The sequence below is a fragment of the Sulfurovum sp. MH2-6 genome (assembly GCF_058374785.1).
Genome location: NZ_CM178170.1, coordinates 2522895 through 2542325, shown reverse-complemented (window position 1 = coordinate 2542325; position 19431 = coordinate 2522895). Strand labels below are relative to the sequence as shown.

General features: G+C 45.7%; 22 protein-coding genes. 16 read left to right on the top strand and 6 right to left on the bottom strand.

Annotated features, from left to right (window positions below):
• Nucleotides 1–9: 9 nt before the first annotated feature.
• Nucleotides 10–1095 carry an Mrp/NBP35 family ATP-binding protein gene (locus AC4JOV_RS12970; RefSeq protein ID WP_229937169.1) on the bottom strand — a complete coding sequence of 362 codons (1086 nt, stop codon included), beginning with the start codon at nucleotides 1093–1095 and terminating at the stop codon, nucleotides 10–12.
• A gap of 148 nt (nucleotides 1096–1243) precedes the next feature.
• Here AC4JOV_RS12970 and AC4JOV_RS12965 point away from each other — a divergent pair, with 148 nt between their 5' ends.
• The gene (locus AC4JOV_RS12965) at nucleotides 1244–1465 is read left to right on the top strand and encodes a hypothetical protein (RefSeq protein WP_229937170.1); all 222 of its coding nucleotides are present in this window, start codon (nucleotides 1244–1246) and stop codon (nucleotides 1463–1465) included.
• Between the two features lie 51 nt (nucleotides 1466–1516).
• Here the strand turns inward: AC4JOV_RS12965 and AC4JOV_RS12960 are convergent, their stop codons facing one another.
• The 3 genes from AC4JOV_RS12960 to folE all read right to left on the bottom strand — a co-directional run bounded on the left by AC4JOV_RS12960 (nucleotide 1517) and on the right by folE (nucleotide 4623).
• Complete coding sequence (locus AC4JOV_RS12960) at nucleotides 1517–2479, bottom strand: iron-sulfur cluster assembly scaffold protein (RefSeq protein WP_229937171.1); 963 nt, start codon at nucleotides 2477–2479, stop codon at nucleotides 1517–1519.
• A gap of 40 nt (nucleotides 2480–2519) precedes the next feature.
• A complete protein-coding gene (locus tag AC4JOV_RS12955; RefSeq protein WP_229937172.1) occupies nucleotides 2520–3722 on the bottom strand; it encodes a NifS family cysteine desulfurase in 1203 nt (400 codons plus the stop codon).
• Nucleotides 3723–4044: 322 nt separating this feature from the next.
• Nucleotides 4045–4623 carry a GTP cyclohydrolase I FolE gene (gene folE / locus AC4JOV_RS12950; protein ID WP_229937173.1) on the bottom strand — a complete coding sequence of 193 codons (579 nt, stop codon included), beginning with the start codon at nucleotides 4621–4623 and terminating at the stop codon, nucleotides 4045–4047.
• A 122-nt stretch (nucleotides 4624–4745) separates the two neighbouring features.
• Here folE and AC4JOV_RS12945 point away from each other — a divergent pair, with 122 nt between their 5' ends.
• Nucleotides 4746–6236 (top strand): DUF945 family protein, encoded by a 1491-nt coding sequence (locus AC4JOV_RS12945; protein ID WP_229937174.1) that lies wholly within the window; start codon nucleotides 4746–4748, stop codon nucleotides 6234–6236.
• Between the two features lie 19 nt (nucleotides 6237–6255).
• Here the strand turns inward: AC4JOV_RS12945 and AC4JOV_RS12940 are convergent, their stop codons facing one another.
• The gene (locus AC4JOV_RS12940; RefSeq protein ID WP_229937175.1) at nucleotides 6256–7212 is read right to left on the bottom strand and encodes an A/G-specific adenine glycosylase; all 957 of its coding nucleotides are present in this window, start codon (nucleotides 7210–7212) and stop codon (nucleotides 6256–6258) included.
• A 107-nt stretch (nucleotides 7213–7319) separates the two neighbouring features.
• On the opposite strand from AC4JOV_RS12940, the gene AC4JOV_RS12935 reads away from it, so the two are divergent.
• From AC4JOV_RS12935 to def, 12 genes are all read left to right on the top strand, one after another.
• Complete coding sequence (locus AC4JOV_RS12935) at nucleotides 7320–7628, top strand: DUF134 domain-containing protein (RefSeq protein ID WP_229937176.1); 309 nt, start codon at nucleotides 7320–7322, stop codon at nucleotides 7626–7628.
• Nucleotides 7615–8580, top strand: coding sequence for an SLAC1 anion channel family protein (locus AC4JOV_RS12930; RefSeq protein ID WP_229937177.1), 966 nt, complete (start codon nucleotides 7615–7617; stop codon nucleotides 8578–8580). Before AC4JOV_RS12935 ends, AC4JOV_RS12930 begins: the two co-directional genes overlap by 14 nt.
• Nucleotides 8580–9086 carry a DUF302 domain-containing protein gene (locus AC4JOV_RS12925; RefSeq protein ID WP_229937178.1) on the top strand — a complete coding sequence of 169 codons (507 nt, stop codon included), beginning with the start codon at nucleotides 8580–8582 and terminating at the stop codon, nucleotides 9084–9086. Before AC4JOV_RS12930 ends, AC4JOV_RS12925 begins: the two co-directional genes overlap by 1 nt.
• Before the next feature lie 17 nt (nucleotides 9087–9103).
• Complete coding sequence (locus AC4JOV_RS12920; RefSeq protein ID WP_229937179.1) at nucleotides 9104–9532, top strand: NifB/NifX family molybdenum-iron cluster-binding protein; 429 nt, start codon at nucleotides 9104–9106, stop codon at nucleotides 9530–9532.
• Nucleotides 9533–9577: 45 nt separating this feature from the next.
• Nucleotides 9578–9943 (top strand): NifB/NifX family molybdenum-iron cluster-binding protein, encoded by a 366-nt coding sequence (locus AC4JOV_RS12915; protein ID WP_229937180.1) that lies wholly within the window; start codon nucleotides 9578–9580, stop codon nucleotides 9941–9943.
• Nucleotides 9944–9956: 13 nt separating this feature from the next.
• Complete coding sequence (locus tag AC4JOV_RS12910) at nucleotides 9957–10505, top strand: hypothetical protein (RefSeq protein WP_229937181.1); 549 nt, start codon at nucleotides 9957–9959, stop codon at nucleotides 10503–10505.
• Complete coding sequence (tsaA, locus tag AC4JOV_RS12905; protein ID WP_229937182.1) at nucleotides 10505–10996, top strand: tRNA (N6-threonylcarbamoyladenosine(37)-N6)-methyltransferase TrmO; 492 nt, start codon at nucleotides 10505–10507, stop codon at nucleotides 10994–10996. Before AC4JOV_RS12910 ends, tsaA begins: the two co-directional genes overlap by 1 nt.
• On the top strand, nucleotides 10996–12216 hold the full coding sequence (locus AC4JOV_RS12900; protein WP_229937183.1) for an MFS transporter: 1221 nt from the start codon (nucleotides 10996–10998) through the stop codon (nucleotides 12214–12216). Before tsaA ends, AC4JOV_RS12900 begins: the two co-directional genes overlap by 1 nt.
• Before the next feature lie 31 nt (nucleotides 12217–12247).
• Nucleotides 12248–12952 (top strand): MBL fold metallo-hydrolase, encoded by a 705-nt coding sequence (locus AC4JOV_RS12895; protein WP_229937184.1) that lies wholly within the window; start codon nucleotides 12248–12250, stop codon nucleotides 12950–12952.
• Nucleotides 12953–13117: 165 nt separating this feature from the next.
• The gene (tig, locus tag AC4JOV_RS12890) at nucleotides 13118–14410 is read left to right on the top strand and encodes a trigger factor (RefSeq protein WP_229937185.1); all 1293 of its coding nucleotides are present in this window, start codon (nucleotides 13118–13120) and stop codon (nucleotides 14408–14410) included.
• 139 nt (nucleotides 14411–14549) lie between these two features.
• Nucleotides 14550–15137, top strand: a complete 588-nt coding sequence (gene clpP, locus AC4JOV_RS12885; RefSeq protein ID WP_229937186.1) for an ATP-dependent Clp endopeptidase proteolytic subunit ClpP — start codon at nucleotides 14550–14552, stop codon at nucleotides 15135–15137.
• 1 nt (nucleotide 15138) lies between these two features.
• Complete coding sequence (def, locus tag AC4JOV_RS12880) at nucleotides 15139–15651, top strand: peptide deformylase (protein WP_229937187.1); 513 nt, start codon at nucleotides 15139–15141, stop codon at nucleotides 15649–15651.
• Between the two features lie 57 nt (nucleotides 15652–15708).
• Here def and gdhA read toward each other — a convergent pair whose 3' ends face one another.
• Entirely contained in the window at nucleotides 15709–17058 is a 1350-nt protein-coding gene (gene gdhA / locus AC4JOV_RS12875) for an NADP-specific glutamate dehydrogenase (protein ID WP_256444104.1), read from the bottom strand.
• Nucleotides 17059–17201: 143 nt separating this feature from the next.
• Between gdhA and AC4JOV_RS12870 the strand changes: the two genes are divergently transcribed.
• Together AC4JOV_RS12870 and radC are read left to right on the top strand one after the other, a co-directional pair.
• Complete coding sequence (locus AC4JOV_RS12870) at nucleotides 17202–18770, top strand: YifB family Mg chelatase-like AAA ATPase (RefSeq protein ID WP_229937188.1); 1569 nt, start codon at nucleotides 17202–17204, stop codon at nucleotides 18768–18770.
• Nucleotides 18771–19430: a RadC family protein gene (gene radC / locus AC4JOV_RS12865; RefSeq protein WP_229937189.1), complete on the top strand. Its 660-nt coding sequence runs from the start codon at nucleotides 18771–18773 to the stop codon at nucleotides 19428–19430.
• Nucleotide 19431 lies beyond the last annotated feature (1 nt).

Genomic DNA, 19431 nt, shown 5'->3' with positions numbered 1-19431 from the left:
CTAAGCAGGCTAAAAGATAGTAGGCTGTATCTCTTCGTTGCTGACACCACCCTCCTCATTGATCTCCAATACTTTTTCCCAGAGCTTAGAGGCTATCTGCTGATAGCGTTTGGATGTTTCACATTCGGGTGCAAGTACCGTGATAGGAAGACCGCTGTCTCCCCCCTCTCTGATGGCTGGTTCTATCGGTATTTCTCCGAGGATCTCCGTATGGTAGGCATCGGCAAGCGGCTGCGTCGTACCTTTTCCGAAGATATCATACTCTTTGCCGCTGTCGGGGCAGATAAAGCCGCTCATGTTCTCTACGATACCCGCGATCGGGATATGGAGCTGGGTAAACATATCCATACTGCGTATCGTGTCATCCAGTGCCACTTTCTGCGGCGTCGTCACACAGACTCCGGCAGTGACCGGAAGGTTTTGTGCAAGGGCGAGCTGTGCATCCCCGGTACCGGGAGGCATATCAAAGAGAAGGATGTCCAGTTTGTTCCAGAGGATATCTTCGAGCATCTGCTCTATGGCTTGGGTGACCATCGCCCCTTTCCAGATCAGCGAAGCGCCTCTCTCTACCAGTGAACCGATCGACATCACCTGCACACCATGGGCCATAATGGGTTTGATATTGCGGCCGAGAAAAACGGGTTGCTCTGCTTCTATCCCCATCATTCTTGGGATATTGGGTCCGTAGATGTCCGCATCCAGCAGACCGACCCTTTTGCCCTGCTGCGCCAGTGCAATGGCCAGATTAACCGTAGTTGTTGATTTCCCAACCCCGCCTTTTCCGCTGCTGACCATCACGAAGTTTTGAATCTCCGGCAAGATGTTCTTCCCTTTGGAACTTGTCTCTCTGGGCATCGCAGGCTTGGTGATCGTGAGGTCTATCTGAAACTCTCCGAGAAATGAGAGCCTTTTGATGATCTCTTCCCTGAGTTGTTCTTCTATCTCTTTGGCCGGAGAGGGGATATCAAGCCGGATAGAGAGTCTCTCTTCCGTGATCTCTACGCTTTTGACAAAACCGAAATCGACCACGCTTTTGGTAAAACCGGGGTAGATCACTTTTTCGAGTTTTTCTAGTATCTGTTGTTTCTCTATCATATCTCGGACCTTATATTTTGTTACATTATATCTATTCTACGTGTAGATATGGGAATGAAAGGATAAAAAATTTTACAAATGTAAAATTTTCTACCTACTGCAAAGAACTTCTGGTATGATATCGCATCTTGATTAAGGATGTAAATATATGAAAAAAGAGTTAATTATCTTTATCGGTCTTTTCCTGTTCCTGGCGATCGGGATGCATTTTAAAGAGTGGACAAGCTACCCTGTAGAGCATCTTATGGCACTGCCTCATGCCGGGGCATACGGTATCGGTGCGGCCCATCCGTTGGTATTCACCGCGATACTTTATCTTGTGATTGCACTATTTAGAGGAATTATCAAACTGTTTAGAAGAGGAAAATAGAGGTTGAAGTGTGGATGAAGCCAACGCTTCATCCTTGAAAGGTATGCCGTTTTAGATAGGCAATACCCTGATATTCTCATCGACTTTCTCTTTGAGAATGTTTTCGATCGCGAAGAGCGTACCGGTACTTGAACTTGCACATCCGCTACATGCACCCAGGTATCTGATATAGATGTCAAAGTGTGCACCGTTCTCCTTGATGTCAAGGATCTCCATATCACCACCGTCCATCACGAGCATCTGACGGATATTCTCATCGATTATTTTTTCTACCGCTTTAAGACGCTGTACGACTGTCATATCTGCAAAAGCAACGTTTGCACCAGGTGCCGCTGCCTGCGCCATCTTCTCTTTTTCGTACTCGGCAAGAAGGTCAACAAGATAGATATCTTTCTCTTCATGTCCGCCAGGCTTGATACATGATTTACAGAATGCACCGGCTTTGGTGTAGTCTGTGATCTCTTCGATCGTTGTAAGATTGTTGAGTCTGATCACCTCTTTGAGTGTCGAGAGACTCACACGTGCACATTCACATACGATGATCTCTTCTTCAAAACTGTCGATATCCACACCTTTGTACTGTGCCGCAGCTTTCTTGATCACGTCATATGCCATGACCGAACAGTGCATCTTTTGAGGTGGAACCGCAGGTACATCAGGCGTGTCACGCATCGCTTTTTCTACATCAATGTTCGTGATCTTTACCGCTTCATCTACGGTCTTCCCTTTACAGAGTTCCGCCATCGTATCTGAACTTGCAATCGCCGTACCACATCCGAAGCTTTTGAACTTGGATTCAAGAATGACATCTGTTTTCGGGTCAACTGCCCAGTAGAGACGTACTGCATCACCACAGCTCTCTGCACCAAAGTCGGCTACGATAAGCTCTGCACCCATCTCTTCAGCCTGTTCTTTGGTGATCTCACCCATATTTTGCGGGTTATTCATCAAATCAGTTACTTTTTGGCTGTACTCATCCCAGATGGTACCGCCTATCAAACTATCCATACCCATGATCTATCCTTTATTAATTCTTTATACTCTATTTATGCTCTTAGTGGTGTGCATCAAGGCCGCTTTCATGACCTTCCGGCGCATACGCATATGAACTTGAGATACCTCTGAGTCTCTCAACTGCTTTCTGCACTACATTCAGCGTATAGTCAAGCTCTTCCTGTGTGGTATATCTGCTCAGTGAAAATCTTACTGCTGTATGAGCCAGGTCTGCTTCTGCTCCGATCGCTTCCATTACCGGGTTTGATTCCAGGTCTTCACTTGCACAGGCACTTCCTGTACTTGCACCGATCCCGGCACGGTTAAGATCCCAAAGCATGGACTCGCCTTCGATCCCTCTAAATGAGATAAGGATCGTATTTGGTGTTCTCTTTTCTCTCGGCGTGACGACGAAGGTATCAGCTATCTTGAGAAGTTCATCCTCAAATGCATCTCTCATCTCTCTTACATCACTCATCTCAAAGTCAAGTGCATCGATCGCCTGCTCCATCGCTTTACCCATACCGACGATACCTGCTACATTGAGTGTACCTGAACGGTATCCGCCCATTTGTGAACCGCCGTGAAGAAGCGGGGAAAGTTCTCTCCCTTTTTTCATATAGAGTGCACCGACACCCTTCGGTCCATGGAATTTATGTGCGGAGAAGGTGAGGTAGTCAACATTGAAACTCTGTACATCTACAGGTGTTTTACCGATCGCCTGTACCGCATCCGTGTGGAAAGGCACGTTATACTCTGCACAGATCTCACCGATCTCCTGAACCGGGAAGATCGCACCTGTTTCATTGTTCGCCCACATGATAGATACCAATGCTGTCTTATCGGTAATGTTGTCTCTTACACTCTGCGGATCGATAAGACCTTCATGGTTGATCGGCAGGTAGGTTACCTTGCATCCCATACTCTCGATGAACTTAGCAGTTGCGATCACTGAAGGGTGTTCTACTTCAGAGACAATGATATGGTTTTTTCTTCCTGTAAGGATATACTCAAAATAGATACTTTTAAGTACCCAGTTGTTGCTCTCTGTTGCACATGAAGTGATCACAACACTGTCCTCTTTCGGTGCATGGATACCTGCATAGATCTTCTCCATCGCATCCTTGAGAGCAGGGTGTGTTTCACTGGCAAATGCGTGAAGGGAGTTCGGGTTTCCATATCTCTGTACAAAGTATGGTTCCATCTCGGCAAATACATGCGGATCAACGATGGTTGTTGCATTGTTGTCTAGGTAGACTCTCATAGTTTTCTCCTCCGTATTCAAGAGCCTTTTTAAATGCTTGTTCTCTTGAAAACGATATTCAATTTTAATTCGGACTAAAATTGTCCTAATTGATTTCCTGAATAATACGCACTTTTTCTTAAAGTAACATAAAATTGAATCATAAAGGAGACAATTATACTCCGAAGATGATTAGTTTCGCTTAATATAAAGTAAATCTATATCATGTTTCAGAGAGTGTGAAGATTTGAACGCATCAGAATAGGAAGAAGGTAAAAAAGTGACTAAATGCTGCAGCCGCACTACGCTTCATCTGAAGCGGTGCAGCTGCGTAAATCGTTTATCAGAAATTTGATGGGGTAGGTGTGTTGATCAGGTTGTAAAATTCGTTTCTGGTACGCTCATCACTTTTGAAGAGGCCTCTAAGTGCCGAAGAGACAGTCGTCGAGTTGATCTTCTCCACGCCTCTCATCTCCATACACATATGTCTGGCATGGAGTACGACAGCTACACCTTTCGGATTGATCGTATCGCTGATCGCATCGGCGATCTGTTCCGTCATCTGTTCCTGTATCTGGAGACGTCTGGCAAAGACATTCACGATACGGGGTATCTTTGAGAGCCCCACGACTTTTCCATCGGGAATATAGGCTACATGTGCACGTCCGATGATGGGAAGTATATGGTGCTCACACATCGAGTAGAACTCGATATCGCGTACAAGTACCATCTCATCGTTACTTGTAGTGAAAAGCGCTTGAGAGAGTATCTCTTTAGGATCCTGGCGGTACCCCTCTGTGAGAAAGTCAAAGGCCTTTGCGACACGTGAAGGAGTCTTGATCAACCCCTCTCTCTGCGGATCTTCTCCGATCAGTTCAAGTACTTTGGTAACCGCCTGTTCAAATTCTTCTTGTCTGTTCATATTCTTCTTTCTTTCTATGATTCGTCTTGGATTCGTCTTGGCGTATTGTATCAAAAATCGTATTTAACTAGCTATAGGCATTCTTTGGATAGAATAATATGCTATTTTAAAAGGGATTTTGAATGAAAAAAATTGTGACAATCGCAGGTGTTATTGTATTGGGATGGTTGGGGTTGACCGCCTATATCTCCAATGTCTTCAAAGGTGAATTTGAGCAGTATATAGAGAGGCTAAACAGGGTGTATGCGTCCCAGGGGATACTCTATAAGACAGAGGTGCAGAGCAGTTTTTTCACCTCTGATGTGAAGCTTGAGGTTCATCTCGATAAGGATCGTCTGGGGAAGGCAGCGGCAGACGTCTATGCAGAGTTCATCTCTTTACCTGTGGAGCTAGAGTATAAAGTAGAACATGGGCCGGTCTTCTACAAAGACGGATTTGGTATCGGATTTGCAAAATTCAATGCAGAGATGAAAGCAAGTGAGGTAGTGGCCGGAAAGCTCAAAGAGAATCTTTTGGAAAGGGTTCCTGAAGATATCACACTCCATCTTACCGAGATCCTCTCTTTTGACAAGAGGCTCAAAGTGGATATGCATTCCGATGCGGTTACACTTATAGAGAAAGGTGAAAAAGTTGAGATCGCATCGCTTGTGGGGAGTGGCGTGGTCGATATAGAGACGCTGCTCGGTTCTTTTGATGTTACCTTGCCGAAGATCTCTTTGGAGGGGAATGGCATCACTGCTACGGCCCAGGATATTACCCTTCATGTAGCGATGAAAGATATGTTGAAAGGGAAATATCTTTTAGGTGATGGCGTGTTTAAAGTAGGCAAAGTAAGAGTAGAACAGGATGCGCTGGCCCAGCCGCTGGAGATGGACTTCATGATGGATGTAAAAACCGAACGCGAAGATGAGAATCTGTTTATGACGGCTATCGATATGCAGTTGAACCAGGAGGGATTTGAGCAGTTGAGTCCAACAGCGAAAGAGATTGCCAAGCAGGTGAATTTTTCTATCCAATGGAATGGGATCAGCGTAGAGGTACTTCAAAAGGTTGAAGTGCTTAACAAGAAACAGACAGAGGCTCTCGATAGTCTCTATGCCGTGATGGAACTGCAGGATCAGAGTCAAGTTGCAGAAGCGCAGCAGAAGGCCGAACTTGCCCAAGAAGCCTTTGCTCAGGCTGCAAAGGAAGCATTTCAGGCCCTCTTGATAAAAGAGAGAACCAAATTGAGTGTGGGTATGGATCTTACGACCAAAGATAATGCAACATCAAAGATAAGCGTATCTGCAGGATATGTAGGAAAAGCCCTGCAGGGTGATGTGGAGGAGATGGTTGCATATCTTCAGCAAAAACCTTTGGAGTACCTCACTGTGAATGCTGAGTTGCACATCAATGAAAAACATTTCGCGCTCAACCCGTCACCTCAAGAGCAACAGCAGGCTAAAATGGGGTTTGATATGGCTGTCATGCAAGGGATGATGCGTTTTGAAAACGGTGTCTATTCGACGAAACTGGAGTATGCGCCTAAAACACTCAAGATCAATGGTCAGGACAAAAGCCAAGAGATCCTTCCGCTGATCGAAATGTCATTGTCTCAAAGAACAATGAACTAACTCCCCAAGGTAGAGATGCTTACCAGAGTCTCTCTACTTCTCTATCCAACACTTTAAGTATCTTTTCATCCACTTTGGAGATCGCCAGCTCTCTGATCTCATCGGGAGTAAAATAGTCTGTCTTTTCGGGAGCGCTCTCATAGTAAAGATAGACTTTGCAGTTGAGCTTGAAATGTGTATAGATGTGGGATACCTCACCCAGATACTCCGCAGCACACGGAGGTACCTCCATACTCTCAAATCCCCAAAGCCCATGCAGAAACTTTCCGCTTCTCTGAGAAAGCGCAAGACGGCCATCATAGCTGTGGATCACAATATGCTGTTCGCGTGTGGGGACGGTACGTTTTTTCTTTATGGGGTAACGCTGAGGGGCAACTTTGCCTTGACAGATACTCTCCAGCGGACAGAGATCACACTGTGCATTTTTAGGCAGGCAGATCGTTGCACCGATATCCATCATCGCCTGGTTATAGTCAAATGGATTCTCTCTGTCTACAAGTCTGTAAGCATATTCCCAAAGTTCCTTCTCTTTGGGCGTCTCGAGTCTGTAAAGACGGCAGAGGATACGTTTGACATTGGCCTCCATGATCGGTACGGGCTGACGGAATGCAAAGGCAGCCACGGCATGGGCAGTGTTCTTGCCGATACCGGGAAGTTGGATCAGTGCATCGATTTCGCGGGGAAGCTCACTGACAAGTGCCGCTGTGCTGTGGAGATTTCGGGCGCGGTTGTAGTAGCCGAGCCCTTCCCACATTTTCAGTACCTCATCCAGTTTTGCCTCTCCCAGTGCTTTGAGTGTAGGAAAACGCTCTATAAAAGGAAAATAGTACCGATCAAGTACGGTTTTCACCTGAGTCTGCTGCAGCATCACTTCACTCAGATAGATATAGTAGGGGTCATCGGTATTTCTCCACGGCAGGGTATGGCGTCCGCAGCTTTGGTACCAGGCATGGATTTTACGGTGGATTTTTTGCATCCGCCATTATATCACGAATAATTTTTATCCAAAAGACTTGACAAACGAACATATGTTCGCTAATATACTATTAATAATAATTATTAAAATTATAAATAAGGTTTATAATGAGAAAGAAAAGAGTAGAGCGTACGATCGCTCAGGATCACTCGAAAGTCTGCTTTAAACCGTGTGGTATAGAAAGAAAGCTGCTTGAGAGAGTCGTACTGGATGAGGATGAGATGGAGGCGATCCGTCTCAGTGACTTTGAAGGGCTTTACCAGCAGGAGTGTGCAGACCGTATGGGGATTTCACGTACGACATTCTCACGGATGATCGAGCGTGCCCATCGTAAGATCGCGGATGCACTGCTGCATAGAAAAGCGCTCTCTATCGCAAAAGAAGTCTATCAAGGAGAACAAAATGGAATTAAATAAAAGATCGCTGGAGCACTTTCCCGTACAGCTCTTTGCCATGATAATGGGGATTTCCGGATTAGCGATCGTTTTTGCAAAAGCGTATCACCTGATCGATATGCCTTACGGGATCTATATGACGCTGCTGGTGATCGATACGCTGCTTTTTGTGGGGATATTCGGTACCTATATGTTTAAATGGCTTCTCTATCCAGAGGCGGTCAAAAAAGAGTTTTACCACCCTATCAAAAGCTCATTTATGGCAGCGATATCGATCAGTTTTCTGCTGCTCTCTATCGCCTACTATGACTATTCGCCGATGCTCTCCATACTTCTGTGGTATATCGGAGCACCGCTGCAGCTGCTCTTTACAGTGATTATCATCCGCTACTGGATCCATAATGAGCTCAAAGTGGTACACAGCAACCCGGCATGGTTTATCCCTATTGTAGGTAACGTACTTGTTCCTGTGGTAGGCGTGGATGCAGCACCGATCTATGTCTCACTCTTCTTTTTTGCGGTGGGACTCTTTTTCTGGATCGTGCTCTTTACCATTATGCTCTATCGTATCGTCTTTCACCACCCGTTGGCGAAGAAACTGATACCTACCTTTTTTATCTTTATTGCACCGCCTGCAGTAGGGCTGATCAGTTATTTCCGTATCACCAACGGGAGTGTCGATATCTTCAGCATGTTCTTATATGCAGTAGCACTCTTTACGCTGCTGTTGCTGCTGTTTATGATACGTATGTTCGATACCAAAGAGTTCTTCATCTCCTGGTGGGCTTACACGTTCCCGCTGGCGGCAGTGACGATTGCGACGTTAATGATGCATATGGTATTTCGCAACAGTGTGACCTATACGGGTTCGGTACTATTAATCACGTTGACAACTTTGGTTGTCGGATTTGTCACCTTCAAAACCATTGAAGCGTGCAGAGCAGAAAAAATTTGTATTTCAGAGGAAGCGTAATGAAAAAAAGAACACTATTGATAGGAATGATTTTAGGTTTGGTAGTGAGTATCTTTGTGACCGGGTCCGCATTTAAGACGGCAGCCCCTACGATGTTCTTCAACGAGGTGAATGTTCCCTACAGTTTTGATAAAACGGTACAGATGCTTCAGGACCGTATCAACAAACAGGAGGGGTGGCATGTCACCGGCGTCATTGATCAGCAAAAAGAGATACTTGAACATGGCGGAGAGGATGTCGGAAAGGTCAAGATCATCAACTTCTGTAACGGCAAACTCTCAGGAGAGATGTTGAGCAGGGACAAGAGCAAGTTTATGGCTGTCAATATGCCCCTGGGCATTGCAGTCTATGAAAAGAGTGACGGCAGGGTGACGATAGGTCTGACCAACGGATACTTTATGGCACGTCTCTTCAGCGGCAGAGACGAGGCAGTGATCATGGAACAGGTGATTCAGGATATGGAAGAGATCCTGAGTTTTATTCACTTCAGATATACATTATTTTAATAGAGAAAGGATTAAAAATGAAAATAGCAATACCGGTAAAAATGAATAGAGAGAACCCAGCAGTGGCACCGCTTTTCGGAAAAGCAAAATGGTTTGCCTTTATAGAAGATAGAAAAGTAGAGATCAAAGCCAACCCCGGACAGGGAGGACAGGCTGTGATACAGTGGTTTGCCGATGAAGGGGTCGATACGGTCATTATGCAGGAGATGGGAATCTCTCCCTATCAGATGATACAGCAACATGGAGGGATAAAGATCTACCACAGCGGTTTTGAGCGAATCCTTCTGAATGACCTGATTAAAAAGTTTGCGGACGGTGAACTTGATATGCTTGATGATACGAAAATGCAGGATATCATCAAGCATCATGAAGGGAGACACTCCCATGACCATGATCATGACCATCACCATGGAGAAGGTCACCACGGCCACAGTCACCACCACTAAGAAACGGCAGAATTTGATAAAATAACAAGAAAGAAGGAGAAAAAAATGAGAGTTGTATTTCCTACAGATGAGAATATGGGGTTTTTAAGTCAGAGAGGTGCGCATTTCGGTAAAGCGAAATACTATACGATTATTACACTCGATGAGGATGGGATCGCAGATGTTGAGTCCGTCCTGAATCCGGGACATAGCGGCGGTGCCTGCGGTAATGCCGTGGCGAATATCATGGCACTCAAGCCGGATGCCATGGTGGTCAGCGGTATCGGAGGATCGCCCGCAGAGGGTTTTGCCAAAGCAGGGCTGGATCTCTATTTTGACCAGGAGAGTCCGACAGTAGAGAAATCTGTCGAGCTGTTGCTTGCAGGCAAACTGGAAAAGAGCAGCGGAAACGGGACCTGTTCGGTACATTGATGAACGGAGGTAGATGATGAAGTATATCGGAGCGATCCTCGCTTTTATATTTCTTGCTTTTTTGGTGAAAGTAGGGTTTGAGAATACGGCGAAAAGCAGTGCAAAGAGTGCGAGACTGGCATGTCACAAGCAGGGTACCGTCTTTGAGCGGGTCTATGACCAGGCGCTGATGAAAGAGGCGCAGAATGCATTGAAGAGGGGGAATTACAAACTCCTCTCCCGTGCCAAAAAAGCACAGTATATGGAGAGCAGACTCTTTGGGTATGTGGATATGAAAGCGGTGGATCAGATGGTCAACGAGAAGATAGCCACCTACAGGGATGCCGAAGTGCAAAGCAATATTCCGGTCGTTGTCGATTACTTTGTCTATGAAAATGACAAGGGTGATCCGGGCAAGAAAACACCAAAGAGCAAACTCTATGCGGGGTATCTGCATTTCAAGGTGACGGTTGAAGGAGAAAGGGTCTATGTGATCCAGATCGATTTCATGGACCTGAAGGGTAAAGATATCCCAGGCAAGGTAGAGTGCGCCATCAGATCCCTTATGACGGCTGCTTCGTAATGTTTGAACTCAAACCCATTGCAACGATACGTTCTCCCTTTTGTGAACTGGTTGATATGCCGGTGCAGCCCAAAGGGGCAAAAGAGGTTTACGCGACGATAGAGTTCGACAAGGTCTATGAAGAGGGGTTGAAAGATCTTGACGGTTTTTCACATCTCTATCTGATCTACTATTTTCATAAGGTGAAAGAACACAAGCTCAGTGTCGTCCCTTTCAATGACAAAACCCATACGCCAAGAGGCGTCTTCTCCACAAGAACACCGATGCACCCCAACAGTCTTGGGCTTTCGGTGGTAGAACTTGTGAAAGTCGAGGGGAATATCGTTACGATCAAAGGGGTGGATGTGCTGGACGGTACACCGCTTCTGGATATCAAACCCTATATCGAGAATTTTGACAAGGTAGAGGGTGAGGTAAGATCAGGATGGATGACATCCTCCCAGGAAGAAATAAGGAAGAAAAAATCAGATGATAGGTTTGTACAGATTTAATGTTTAGACTCGACGACCCCAAAAATAATACCAAGAATGTCCTCCATGCCTTTTTTCTGGCACTCGGAGTGACGATTGCCGAGCCTTCGACCATTTTGCCTCTGATGGTGCACCACTTTAGCGACAGTGCGTTGATCGTAGGTATCTTTGCTTCACTGCTTCGCGGCGGTGCAGTGGTGGTACAGCTCTATGCTGCTTTCCATGCACAGGCCTATGTACGGGTCTTACCCTATCTTAGAAAGGTTTTCTTTTTCCGTTTTCTCAGTTGGTTGATGGTGGGTCTGAGTATCCTTTTCCTTGGGGATGAAAATCCTGCTTTGACGCTCTTTTTTATAGGTCTCGGGCTCTTTTTCTTCTCTTTCAGTGCCGGATTCGGTGCGATCTATTTTAAAGAGCTTCAGGCAAAACTTTTCACCAAAAAGTATCGCGGTAAAACGATGGCAAACCGCCAGATCGCCGGGGCGGTGGCATCGATCATCAGCGGGGGTGTAGCAGGGTATGTGCTCAGCTGGTATGAAGCACCGCTCAACTACGCCTCCCTTTTTATTATCAGCAGTCTTTTTATGGCGGTTGGATTTGTTGCTTTCGGAACGATCAGCGAACCTGTCAAAGAGAATGTCTCTGTCAAAGAGAAGCATTTCAGCTCCTTTGTGGTCAATGCAGGAAAGATACTCAAAAGCGACAAACGGTTGAGAGACCAGATCATCGTTATCCTGTTGGGGTACAGCTATTTTCTGGCTATGCCTTTCGTGATCCTGAATGCCAATGCGACACATGAGCTGACAGGCTGGATGCTCGGAGGTTTCATCACACTACAGATGCTGGGAAGTATCATCGGAAGCATGTTCCTGTGGCGGAGAATACACCATTATGAGAGGATGCTCTCTTTGAGCCTTTTTATGATGCTTTTGGCCTTTGTCATCGCGCTTTTTGCCGAATCTTTGGTGAGTTATATGGTGATCTTTTTCCTCTTCGGTATCGCATTTGACGGATTTAAGATCAGTGATATGAACCTGGTGATCGAGATCGCGCCTGAAGATAAAAGACCTGTCTATGCGGCTCTGCAGGTCAATATCACTTCATTGGGGCTCTTCTTCCCTATTCTGGGAGGGGTGCTTCTGAGCCTGCTGGAGAGTTATACCTTTATCTATCTGATCACGGTTTTCCTTCTGCTTGTGGCGATCTATCTGAGTCTTAGACTCAAAAGCAAAGAGGCATAGAGAAGGCCCTGTTATCAATGGAGGAGAATCTATGAAGATTATATTTGACAACTACAATGATCAAGGTGAACTCCTCAGGTCACTTTGGGGATTCAGTCTCTATCTTGAGGAGTACCGTCTTCTCTTTGATACGGGAAGCAACGGACGGGTACTGCTTGAGAATATGAAAGCACTGGGTATCGATATCAAAGAGATAGAGTATCTTTTTATCTCTCATGCACACTGGGATCATATCGGAGGTATCGACTCTGTACTGGAGCTCAACCCCGATCTGACACTCTTTGTGCCTCAGAGCCTCTCCAAGCATCTCATACGTGATCTTCGTGCACTGGCCAAAGAGGTGGTTGTGATCGGAGAGCAGCCGCAAAAACTCTTTGACGGGCTCTATACCACCGGGCTTTTGGGAGAAGAGGTTCCCGAGCAGTCTCTGATCATCAAGAGTGAAAAATCTGTGGTGATCACCGGTTGCGGACACTTTGGCATTGCCAATATTGTCCGGCATGCCTCGGAGATCATTGAAAAGCCGATTTACCTGGCTGTCGGAGGATTCCATCTGATGTATAGCAGCAAAAAAGAGATCGAGGAGACTATCAGAGAGCTTGAAAAAAACAGTGTCTCTTATGTCTCTCCAACACACTGCAGCGGTGACAGGGCGATCACTATGTTTGCGCACTATTTCGGTACCCATTATATACCGGGAGGCATAGGGGCAACTATCCACCTGGAGGAGATATAGAGCTATCTTTTGGAGAGAAGAGAGGAGTTCTCGGATGAGGAGGAACACCTTTTTATTCTGACTGCTTAAAGCATGTTGAAAAAAGCGTTTTTCCCGCGATATATTCATTTTTTATCGTTTTTTAGATAAAATCACGGAATTTTAGTATTAAGATAAAGGAATGTAATGAGCATTACAGTGAAAAAAGTTGATGATGCAAACACTATCGTATCAGGTAAAATTGACAACGAAGTGATTGAAAAGAATGTTGATAAGCTTGCGAAAGAAGCAGCTAAGCAGGTAAAAGTAGACGGTTTCAGACCGGGTAAAGTACCTGTATCCGTAGTAAAAAGCCTACACGGAGAGAAACTACAGCAAGACGCTGAGGGTGAAGCACTCAAAGAGTTTATGGATGCCGGGCTTAAAGAAGCGGAGATCGCTGCAGCAGATATGATCGGTCAGCCTGGTTTTAAAAAGTATGAAAAAGGTGAGAATGATATCGATGTTGAGATCGAAATTTCACTCAGACCTAAATTTGAAGCGGAAGGTTACCAAGAGGTAATGCCGGAATTCGAGAAGCCGGAAGCTGAAGAGAAAGCGATCGATGAGAAGATCGAAGAGATCCTTACTCAGCAGGCACCATGGGTGAAGATCAAAAGAAAAAGAATGGTAAGAGAAGGTGATATGACACTTATCGATTTTGAAGGTTTCATCGACGGTGAAGCATTCGAAGGCGGTAAAGCAGAGAAGTTCAACCTTAAAATCGGTTCAGGCCAGTTCATCCCTGGATTTGAAGATCAGATCGTTGGTATGAAGTACGAGGAAGAGAGAACAGTCAAAGTCACTTTCCCTGAAGAGTACCAGTCAGCTGACCTAGCTGGAAAAGAAGCAGAATTCAAAGTAACACTTCATGAGATCCAAGAGCAGGTACCTGAAGAGCTTACTGATGAGTTGGCACAAAAAATTCTTGGCGGAGAAGAGGGTGCAACGGTTGAAACACTCAAAGAGAGAATCAAATCACAACTAGAGAGAGAAGATATCTCTAAACTTTACCACTCAGAGCTTAAGCCGAAAATCGTTGAAGCATTGGTTGAGAAGTTTGATTTTGCATTGCCAAACAACATCGTTGAGCAAGAGATCGATGCAAAGATCAACCAAAAAGCACAAGAGATGACTCCGGAAGAACTTAACGAGTACAAAGAGAATCCTGAAAAAGTAGAAGCACTTCGTGATGAGGTAAGAGCTGATGCTGAAGCAAGCGTAAAAGCGACATTCATCGTAGATGAACTTGCGAAAAAAGAGGGTGTAACAGTTGAAGATCAGGAAGTATCTCAAGCACTTTACTATGAAGCGATGATGTCTGGTCAAGATCCACAAGCGATCATCAAGTACTACGAAGAGCACAATCTTCTCCCTGCAGTGAAAATGGGAATGATCGAAGATAAACTCTTTGGTAAACTTCTTGGACTAGATGACTAATCTCTTCTTTTGATTCCACCTCGGTATGAGGTGGAATCCCCTAACTCCATTATGTTTTAAATACTATTAATAGTTTTAGTGTATAGTTAACTAGTTTTTTAGTAATATATTTAACTATATACTTAATAAAGGTGACCAAATGAGTTATATCCCATATGTTGTAGAGCAGACAGGTAGAGGTGAAAGATCGTACGATATCTATTCACGTCTTCTTAAAGACCGTATCATTATGCTAAGCGGAGAGGTGAACGATCAGGTAGCATCTACGATCGTTGCGCAGATGTTGTTTCTTGAAGCGCAGGATCCTGACAAGGATATCTATTTTTATATCAACTCTCCGGGCGGTGTGATCACGGCAGGGATGTCGATGTTTGACACGATGAACTACATCAAACCTGATGTCGTAACGATCTGTATGGGACAGGCTGCCTCTATGGGTGCTTTCCTGCTCTCTTCAGGAACACCGGGTAAACGTTATGCACTTCCGCATGCACGTATCATGATCCACCAGCCGCTGGGCGGGGCACAGGGACAGTCTACAGATATTCAGATCCAGGCAAAAGAGATCCAGAGACTGAAAGATACGCTTAATGAGATATTGGCAAAACAGACAGGTAAAACACTGAAGAAGATAGAAAAAGACACAGATAGAGACTTCTTTATGTCTTCAGAAGAGGCTGTAGAGTACGGTCTTATCGATAAAGTACTGGAAAAAAGTTTTTCATAAGATGGTAAGAGAGATAGTTGTATACCCGGACAAGAGACTGAAGCTTATATCCAAAGAGGTAGAACTGTTCGACGGTGCTTTGCATGATCTACTGGATGATATGTTTGAGACCATGGTGCAGAGTAACGGTGTAGGGCTAGCAGCAATACAAATAGGCGTCGATCAGAGAGTGCTGATCATTAATGAGCCCAATGAAGACGATCTGCAGCTCAAAGAGAATACGCTGGAGATGATCAACCCGGTGATCATAGAAAAGAGCGGCTCTACAAAATACCAGGAAGGGTGTCTTTCCGTTCCCGGATATTATGAGGATGTAGATCGTTATAAAGCTGTCAAAGTAGAGTATAGGGACAGAGACGGCAACACCCATACGATTGAAGATGACGGTTTTTTAGCGATTGCGATGCAGCATGAGATGGACCACCTGGATGGAAAGGTTTTCGTAGAGAAGCTCTCGTTCACAAAACGTAAACGTTTCGAAAAAGAGTGGAAAAAACGCCAAAAAGCTTCTTAACTTAGAGTGAAGGAGTAAAGAGTAGTCTATAACTTCTCTTTTCTCTCCTGCACTATTTTATACCCCCTGTGCGATCATTGCATTCGCAACACGTTTAAAGCCCAGGATATTTGCTCCTGAAGCCAGATCCATATCCAAACAGTAGTCATCACAGGTTTTTTTGATATCTTTGAAGATCTTTGACATGATCCCCCTCAGTTTTTCATCTATCTCTTCGGCACTCATGTAGCTGAGAGAATTATTTTGACTCATCTCAAGAACTGATACTGCAACACCGCCTGCATTGGCGGCTTTTGCCGGAGCAAAGAGAATCTTATGTTTCATAAAGAGATCAATACCGTCGGGCGTAGTAGGCATATTGGCTCCTTCCGCAACGATTTTGACATCATTATCGATCAGCTTCTGTGCGCTCTCCCCGCTTAGCTCATTTTGTGTTGCACAGGGGAAGGCGGCAAAACACGGGACTTCCCATACATAGCTTCCGCTTTGGTAATCCTCCCTTTTGACATACGTGGCTGCCTTACGCTCTTCTGCATAGGCTTCCAGTGAGGAACGTTTTTTCAGTTTTATCTCTTTAAGCAAGGCAAGGTCGATACCGTTAGGGTCGTGTATCGTCCCTTTGGAATCCGAACATGTTACCGGGATGGCACCGACATCATAAAGTTTTTCGATCGCATGGATCGCTACATTGCCGCTGCCGCTGATCGTACAGATCTTCCCTTTGAGTGTCTCCCCCATATCTTCAAGCAGCGTTTCAGTAAAATAGATGAGACCATATCCAGTAGCAGAGGATCTCCCTTTGCTTCCACCGAGGGAAATTGGCTTGGAAGTGATAATACTGTCATAGCTGTTGGTCAGCGTTTTATATTGACCAAAGAGGTATCCCACTTCGCGTTCGCCTACACCGATATCTCCCCCCAGAATATCAATATCCTCTCCGATACTGTTATAGAAGGCTGTCATAAATGCCTGACAGAATTTCATGATCTCCTGATCGCTTTTTCCTTTAGGATCAAAGTCCGCTCCTCCTTTTGCTCCACCGATATGCAGCCCGGTAATTGCATTTTTGAAGATCTGCTCAAACGCAAGAAACTTTAAAATGTCAGGAGTGACAGAGGGATGAAAGCGTACGCCGCCTTTGTAGGGTCCCAGGGCATTGTTGAACTGTACACGGTAACCGTTGTTGACCTGTATATGATTGTTATCATCCAGCCACTCGATCTTAAAGCGGATCTCTCTGTTTGGATAGATGATCCTGTCAATAATATTGTGTTCAAAATACTGGGGGTTCTTTTTCAAAAAAGGTTTGATGGAGGTGAGTACCTCTTCGATCGCCTGAAAGAATGTAGTATCTGACTGGCAGTTACTCTGTCTGGCAAGTTTCATTGCATTTTCAATATATTTCAAGTTTCATCCTTTGTGATCAAGTCTAGAAGTTGATATTATAGTACAAGTTTTGGACGGATGTATAACAATAGATCTGTTTTTTAAAAATATGACAATATGACATCTTTTTCAAACTTTCTGCCATCTTGTGCCACACTAATCCTATGAATGCAAAAGCAGATAGTGGTACTCCACCAAAAGCAGACGCAAAGAAAGATGTGATCGTCAACCGACTGACCTGTGCGACTATAGAGGGGGTGAATGCGCAGGTGATAGAGGTAGAAGCAACCTTTACCAAGGGGCTACCCGGATTTTCAGTGGTTGGCTTGGCATCAAGTGATATCCAGGAGGCAAAAGAACGCTGCAAGTCGGCACTTCTTACAAACGGTTTTACCTTTCCACCGCTGAAAGTGACGGTAAACCTCAGTCCTTCGGATATCTCCAAAAAAGGCACGCATATCGACCTTGCCATTGCACTGTTGATCGCACTGCACAAAACCGATATTGATGAAGAGGGGCTTTATGTATTCGGTGAACTCGGCCTGGACGGCAGGGTGAAAACAAGTTCCATGCTCTTTCCGCTGATCCTTTCGCTCAAAGAACAAGGAGTCATCAAGCGGGCGATCGTACCCAAAGAGGCGATCGGTTATCTTTCGCATATCTCCGGTGTGGAGTTCATCACGGTAGAGACGCTGGATGAAGCGATCAGGATCTTTAATGAAGGCACATTTGAAGCCAATACACAGCGCTTTGACTATCAGAGTGAAAAGTTTATTCTGGACGAGATACCCTACTACTATGAAAAAAAGTATGAGAGTGACTTCAGTGATGTGAAAGGACAGCGTATCGCCAAACGCGCCTCTCTTATCGCTGCAGCGGGGATGCATAATTTCCTTATGGAGGGGAGCCCCGGATGCGGGAAGAGTATGATCGCCAAACGACTCAAAGATATCCTTCCGCCTTTGACAGAAGAGGAGATACTCTCCATTGCCAAGCACCAGTTTCTCGATGGGATGACACCCCATTTTTCTGCTATCAGACCGATCAGGGCCCCACACCATACTGCAACCTCTGCTTCCGTATTCGGCGGAGGTTCGATACAGGCAAAGATCGGTGAGGTGGCCCTGGCGCATAAGGGGATCCTCTTCTTCGACGAACTGCCCCACTTCAGCAAGCAGGTCCTTGAAGCACTGAGGGAGCCCCTGCAGGACAGGAGAGTACATATCGCCAGGGTCAATGCGAAGATCGAGTATGAGGCAGATATCATGTTCGTAGCAGCACAAAACCCCTGTCCGTGCGGCAACCTGCTCTCCAAGAGCAAACCGTGCCGCTGCAGCGAGATGGAGATCAAGCGCTACCAGAACAAACTCTCCGATCCGTTCCTGGACAGGATCGATCTTTTTGTCGTGATGCAGGAGGTGAGCAGCGAGGATAGGAGTGACATCACATCTGCCCAGATGCACCACGCTGTTCTCAACGCATTCAAAAGTCAGAAAGCACGCGGGCAGGAAAGACTCAACGGTAAATTGAGCGAAGAGGAGATAGAAACCTACTGCATCCTGGAGAGTGAAGCGGAAAAGATACTTGAGGGTGCGATACAGAAGTTCGCGCTCTCCCATCGCTCCATCGCTTCGATCAAGAAAGTGGGGCGGACCATCGCTGACCTGAACGGACACGAGAGGATAGAGAGAGCCGATATGCTTGAAGCATTAAGTTACAGAAGGAGGCGATAGATGTCACTGATCCATACGCTACAGAGGTTTGACAAACCCAGAGAGAAACTTCTTGAAAAAGGGCCCCAGTCGCTTAGATCATATGAACTGTTGGCGGTATTGCTTGGAAGCGGGACACAGGGAAAAGATGTGATCAAGCTCTCCAAAGAGATCGAAAAGATCTTTGAGAGTGACTTTGAAGGTCTGAGCCTGGAGAGGCTCACGGCGATCCACGGGCTGGGGGATGCCAAGGCGATGCAGATACTCTCCGCTATCGAGCTGAGCCGCCGCTACCTGATCAAACAGAACATCAAGATCACCTCGGCAGCAGATGTTCACAGGGAGCTAGCTGCCTATGTGAATAAAAAGCAGGAGCACTTTATCGTCATGACCCTTGACGGGGCCAATCACATTATAGAAAAGCGCGTGGTCTTCGTCGGAACGCTCAACCAGTCACTCGTTCATCCCAGAGAGGTTTTCGCCGACGCGATATGCGACCGTGCCGCTTCCATCATCATCGCCCACAACCACCCGAGCGGGCAGCTCATTCCGAGCGATGCGGACAAAAGGATCACCCGGCGTCTCAAAGAGGTGGCAGATATGGTCGGGATCGAACTGCTGGACCATCTGATCCTCTCAAGGGAGGGGTATTACAGTTTTGATGAAGAGGGGATGTTGTGAG